General features: G+C 30.2%; 2 protein-coding genes. Both read left to right on the plus strand.

What is annotated here, in order from left to right:
• The first annotated feature begins 118 nt into the window (after nucleotides 1-118).
• Nucleotides 119-268, plus strand: coding sequence for a hypothetical protein (locus C6H08_RS11415; protein ID WP_158656877.1), 150 nt, complete (start codon nucleotides 119-121; stop codon nucleotides 266-268).
• A gap of 142 nt (nucleotides 269-410) precedes the next feature.
• Nucleotides 411-2,701: type VI secretion system Vgr family protein (locus tag C6H08_RS11125; RefSeq protein ID WP_080745728.1), on the plus strand; the 2,291-nt coding region annotated here is incomplete at its 3' end.

Genomic DNA, 2,701 nt, shown 5'->3' on the forward strand with positions numbered 1-2,701 from the left:
TGTTCAATTAGAAGATTGCAAGGATTTTAGTGCAAACAAAGATTCAAATACACAAACTTTCAATCAAGGGTTTTCTATAATGCTAGACCACCCCTACACTCTAACATAAAGGATACCTATGTCTTATCTACAACCGAGTATAGATTCTCTCTACCCCAACACAGCAGGGATTAAAATAGGCTTACCAAACTCTAGCAACAAAGGATTTGATATAAAAGCTGGAATAACTCTAGGATTAGATGGGATTAGCATTACACTGGATTATTAAAACAAAACTATTTAGAAAAATCCTTCTCTTAAATAAAACTAAAAGTTGTTTCTTAACTCTTAAATTACATTATTTCTTGATGTTATATTTCTTAAATCCATATTTCTTAATGCTATATTTCTTAATTTCACAAAGGGTTATTATGCAATCTTATCTCTCACTCTCCATCTTTTCAAATCTAAAAAAACATTATTCTAGTCAAGACACAAAAGAATCTCAACCATCTCTCAATCTTACACTTACTCAAGCAACTATTAAAGAAAGTCTAGAAACTCCATTAAGTATAGAATGCAATGGTTTTATAGAATCTATGCAAAAAAACCTTTTATTAGAAGTAAATTCCCATAATTCAAATATCTCTTTGCAGCCAAAAGACTTTCTTAATTGTTTAGCCACTCTCAATATTTCTCATTCCCCTCACAATAAGGATAGTAAGATAATTTATTTTGATCGTTCTTACTCAAATATGCAAACCACAACCTATAAAGGCATTATCACGCATTTGCAATACCTTGGTTCTTTTCAACAAAATACCACAAATACACTTACCTATAGACATAATTTTACCCTTACATTGCAATCACCACTTCTTCGCTTATCACTCAATACTGCTTATAGAATCTATACTGATATAACACCAATAGAAGTTATCAAACACACCTTAAAATTTTATGAAGGATACTTAGAAAAAACTCTTGATTTTTCTCAAATCATTCAAACATATAATACGAAAGAAATTATTTCTCAATATAATGAATCTGATCTAGATTTTATAACTAGAATAGCTCATAACCATGGTATTTACTTTTATGAAGATGCAAATACTATTTATTTTTGTGATAGTTTGACAACAAAACCTACAAAAAATATTGCTTACAATCCTCATGCAGTTGCTAATACACTTCAAGAAGAATGTATCCATAACTTTTCTAAAGAAGAAAACTTACATAGCAATTTATTTACTTATTCAAGTCATAATGCAAATGCTCCAATTGATATATTTTCTTCTCAGATTTATACATATCAAGATGAAGAAACAGGGCAACTAGATAATACATTGACTTCTTTTACACATACTTATGATAGCAGCTCTTCTTTTACACAATCTATTGATACAAGAAAGCCACTGCATCTCAAAGCAAAAAGATTGCAAATGCTTGATACAACCCTAAAGGCACAAAGCAATATTTATCATTTAGGTCTAGCAGACTTTCTGCAAATAGATTATGAAAAATATAAATATGCAAATAATGATAACACTCTGCTTAATAAACATAAAGAGTTTATTGTTGTGGCCATAGAACAAACACTCATAGATAATGCACTTTTAACACAATACAGCACAACACAAGGAGATGTCGCTCACACAACAATAAGTAACTCTCATGACAATGAATCTATAATATTATCATCTAAAAATCAAAATGGCTTTATGCGATCTTATAGCAACACTTTAAAGCTTATGCCTTCTCATATGCTTTATGTCCCAAATACTAAAGCTAAACCAAAAGCACCATTGCATACACAAGGTATTGTAATAGGAGAAGGTTATCTAAGAGCACCAACACAAGAACAAGCAAATCAAACGATTTTGCAAGAACACAACACAATCTATACAGATGAATATGGTCGAGTAAAAGTGAGAATGAATATCTATGCAAATCAAGAAAAAAGAGATAATGCCCTCTTAGAAAGAATCCAAAAAGATAAACATTATTTACAAGATAATCCAAACACTACCAATGAGAGTAATAGCACAAACCAAACACGCACTAATCAAGAGAACAACACATATAAAATGAGATATTCATATACTTCATTCCTTAGAGTAGCATCTCCTATTGCAAGCAACTCTTCTGGCTTCTATCATACTCCAAGAATTGGAGATGAAGTCATAATCTCTTTCTTAGATAATGATATAGATAAGCCATTTATATCTGGAAGTTTATATAATACAACCAATCCTAGCCTAATACATAATCCCCTAGATTCCCATAAGACTTCTTTATCAAGTAGAACAATAAACTTAACAAATATAAGAAACTCATCAGATTCACTAAACCAAGCAGATTCATCACAAACAGAGCATTCAAACACAGCAAATATCATTGAACAAGGTTATAATGAACTTACCCTATCAAATATAAAAGATAATGAAGAAATCTATATAAGAGCACAAAAAGACTATAGAGAATCTATAAACAATAATTTCTCTCAAACCATACAAAACAATAAAGATTCTAAAGTAGAGGGAAGCTATACAGAATCTATTACTAAATATCATAAACAAGAAATATTAGGTTTAAAAGATGTAAGAGTTGGAGCAGAATATCTTACCAATGTAGCACTCTCTAAAGATACCATAGTAGGATTATCTCATACTCTAAATGTAGGTGTAGATAATAAATTAAGAGTAGCTAAGGATAGTAGTGA

Origin of the sequence: Helicobacter bilis, assembly GCF_900198365.1 — a bacterium.
Classification (GTDB): Bacteria; Campylobacterota; Campylobacteria; order Campylobacterales; family Helicobacteraceae; genus Helicobacter_A; species Helicobacter_A bilis_B.

Bases quoted from the DNA above. Each gene is read 5' to 3' on its own strand.
- C6H08_RS11415 (WP_158656877.1), top strand. From the start codon at position 119: ATGTCTTATCTACAACCGAGTATAGATTCTCTCTACCCCAACACAGCA.